Source organism: Nostoc cf. edaphicum LEGE 07299 (assembly GCF_015207245.1).
Taxonomy (GTDB): Bacteria; Cyanobacteriota; Cyanobacteriia; order Cyanobacteriales; family Nostocaceae; genus Nostoc; species Nostoc edaphicum_B.
Genome location: NZ_JADEXF010000630.1, coordinates 1 through 3,657 on the forward strand (window position 1 = coordinate 1; position 3,657 = coordinate 3,657).

The window sequence follows — 3,657 nt, forward strand, 5'->3', positions numbered from 1 at the left end:
CCTTATAACTACCGGAAATTGACAATCGAAGAAGCCAATAAACAGGCAGCCAGAGAATACGTTCTAAAAGCTTATCCAGGTCGAGTCACTGTATTCCGAGCAGAAGAGCGCGTTGCATTGGAAAAACGGGAGGTTGACCCCCAAATGGGTTGGAGTGAAATGGTCTTAGGAGGTTTGGATATTCAAAACGTCCCAGGAAACCACGACTCTATTTTTAGAGAACCTCATGTCCGAACTCTATCTGAAAAAATGAGGGCTTGTATAGATCGAGCTATTGTAGACATCTGAAATTGATCTAATTTGCAGAAATAGTTATAACTTTCAACCTCATCTCGCTTCTGGGATGGGGTTGTTTTATTTGTGGATAATAACTTTAACTATGTATGTATAAATTCGATTGCTACTAAAGCCATTGCATCAGTTATAAGCTGGAAAATACGTAGTATATCTACTGAGGCTTGAATAAAAATCAGACAATAAGCTATATAGTACATTCTTGTCTTTGCTTGAAAAGAATATTACTTTTACAAACTATTTTGCAATCTCAAGGGAAATATGACGCAGAAAATCCTGAATTTTGTAGAAGTTCAAAAAGATGATACAAATGGTGTCGATGGCCTTAGTGGTGCTAAATTCCTCACCGTCAGCCCCGATGGAAAATTCTTGTATGCATCTGGATATAGTGACTCAGCTGTAGCGGTATTTGAGCGGGATATAACCACAGGCGCACTGAGTTTTGTAGAATTTCAAAAAGATGATACAAATGGTGTCGATGGGCTTGCTGGTGCTGAATCTCTCACAGTCAGCCCCGATGGAAAATTCCTCTATGCTGCTGGATATGATGACTCGGCTGTAGCGGTATTTAAGCGGGATACAACCACAGGCAAACTGAGTTTTGTAGAAGTTCAAAAAGATGATACAAATGGTGTCGATGGACTTGGTGGTGCAAAATCCCTCATAGTCAGCCCCGATGGAAAATTCCTGTATGCATCTGGATATGATGACTCGGCGATAGCGGTATTTGAGCGGGATACAACCACAGGCGCACTGAGTTTTGTAGAATTTCAAAAAGATGATATAAATGGTGTCGATGGGCTTGCTGGTGCTGAATCGCTCACCATCAGCCCCGATGGCAAATTCCTCTATGCTGCTGGATATGATGACTCGGCTGTAGCTGTGTTTGAGCGGGATACAACCACAGGTAAACTGAGTTTCGTGGAATTTCAAAAAGATGGTATCAGTAGTGTCGATGGACTTGCTGGTGCTAAATCCCTCACAGTCAGCCCCGATGGAAAATACCTCTATGCTGCTGGATATGATGACTCGGCTGTGGCTGTGTTTGAGCGGGATACAACCACAGGCAAACTAAGTTTTGTGGAAGTTCAAAAAGATGGTATCAGTAGTGTCGATGGGCTTGGTGGTGTCTCTTCTGTCACTGTCAGCCCCGATGGAAAATACCTCTATGCTGCTGGATATGATGACTCGGCTGTAGCTGTGTTTGAGCGGGATACAACCACAGGCAAACTAAGCTTTGTGGAAGTTCAAAAAGATGATACAGATGGTGTTGATGGACTTGGTGGTGCGGTTTCTGTAACTCTCACCTCCGATGGCAAATATCTCTATACTGCTGGATATAATGACTCGGCGGTGGCAGTGTTTAGTGCGCCTTTCAACAATGCGCCAGAGGTGGCAAATGAAATTCTTGACCAAGAAGCTACCGAAGATAGTGTCTTCAACTTCACTGTTGCAGTTGACACCTTCAGCGATACAGATGTTGGAGACATCCTGACTTACACTGCAACTCTGGCAAATGATGATTTACTACCGACTTGGTTGAACTTCAATCCTACTACCCTTACCTTCAGTGGTACTCCGACAAATAACGATGTGGGTAGTCTAGACATCAAAGTTATCGCTGAAGATATTGCTGGAGAAGAAGCCAGTGATGTATTTACACTTGCGGTTGCTGAAAAGAATTTTGAACCGACAAATTTGATATTTACCGCTATCAGTGATGACGACGATGATGATGATGACGATGATGACGATAGTGGTAGTGGCGACGGAGATGATGATGACGATGATGATAAAAAAATCATTGGCTTCTTCACCACCATTGACCCAGACCAAAACGACAAGCACACTTATAGTTTAGTAGCGGGTACTGGCGATAATGATAATAGTGCATTCATTATCGAGGGAGATAGCTTAAAAATTAAATCTGACGCGACTAAATCTAGTTATAAAATCCGCGTCCGCACTACTGACCTTGGTGGACTTTCTTTCGACAAGGATTTAGCTGTTAATATTGATGGCTTTGGATCTACTACAAATACCCAGATAACAACAATTTTCCAACTGGTCAATATTACTCAGAATATCTTTGTCGTCAACAGTAAAGTTAAGGGTCGTAAAGGAAAGCTCTCTCTTAAGATTAAAAACAACAGCGCTAAAGAGGTGAATGAACTGTGTGCATTTGCTGTTGACGATGATGAAGGTAGAATTAACGGCATAGCACCTGGTGCAGAGGGTTATACGCGAGTTGCTTTAGAGCGTTCAAGGGTGATTTTCTCCTCCATTGCTAAACTGCCCAAGGGTTTTAAGAACGATGATCTCAAAAATATCTTAGAATTCGAGTCTGGTACGAAACTCAGATTCTATCTGGTATCCAATAGTACTACTCAGGCTGTACTGTCTGGAAAAACTTCTGTTTCAAGTGTCGCTTTTTCCTCCGCTACAAGTAACAACACAGAAGAGGAAGGATTTTCTCTCAACTTCCAGAATTTCGCTGTGACAGTTCAGACAACAGAAGAAGAGGTATCTTTAGGTACTAGTCTGCAAGGCAAATATCAAGGTGAACTGATTGATTTACGGAGTGTGACACAATCAGTAAAAGCTGAGTTTGCAGTCAACAGAGAAGCTTCTTACAACAACTTTGTCGGTTTCTATCAGGTGGCTGATGAGAATGGTGGTATTGACACCAATGGCGATGGCACAGCAGATATTCTTGTTGGACAGGCTGGTTACGCCGAAACCGCTGTGCGTGGGCGTGTTGGAGGCATTGACTTAGCGGTGGACAACCAAGGTACTGCAAATCATACTGGTGCTTTCGGGCCAAATTCTCTGTTTGCACCATTTATTATTGTCGATGGTAAACCCGATGCTATTCTCAATGGCAATGGCAATGAGAAGGTTTACTTTTCATTCTTGGGTGCTAACTCAGATAAGGTAGATCACATTCGACTGTTGGGAAATAACACCTTTGGTTTTGAGGATTTACCCAATGGTGGTGACAAAGATTACAACGATGTAATTGTGCAAGTAAAATTGAGTGTCAATCTTGCCTAGATTAAAGGCGAGTAATTACTTAGATAAATAACACAACCTCATCCCGGTTGCGGGGTGAGGTTGTATTATGCATAGCGATTAGATGGACTCGCTATTAATTAAACTAGTAAATTTACTGAAGGCAGTTATTGTCTTTACTTCATAAATTTAATAGTTGATTCTTCTAGGGTGACAAACAATCTTCCCCTTTACTTTTCCAGTTAATTTTTATTAAATTAAGCTAGCAAAAAAGTGATGGAGAATTATTTCATAATTAGGTATAGGTGATGTTTAGCGAGGAAAGCTCCTGTTTGCCGCCATGAGTGATAT

At 41.6% G+C, this 3,657-nt stretch carries 2 protein-coding genes; both read left to right on the forward strand.

Translation table 11 applies throughout. From position 1 onward, the window contains the following. Positions 1 to 288, forward strand: a 288-nt coding sequence (locus IQ229_RS18030) for a thioesterase domain-containing protein (RefSeq protein WP_457852509.1), incomplete at its 5' end; no start/stop codon positions are given. A 267-nt stretch (positions 289 to 555) separates the two neighbouring features. Further along, complete coding sequence (locus IQ229_RS18035; RefSeq protein WP_194046067.1) at positions 556 to 3,348, forward strand: beta-propeller fold lactonase family protein; 2,793 nt, start codon at positions 556 to 558, stop codon at positions 3,346 to 3,348. Positions 3,349 to 3,657 lie beyond the last annotated feature (309 nt).

What these genes read in the sequence shown, in the direction of transcription:
- IQ229_RS18035 (WP_194046067.1), top strand. Translation starts at nt 556, where the DNA reads ATGACGCAGAAAATCCTGAATTTTGTAGAAGTTCAAAAAGATGATACA.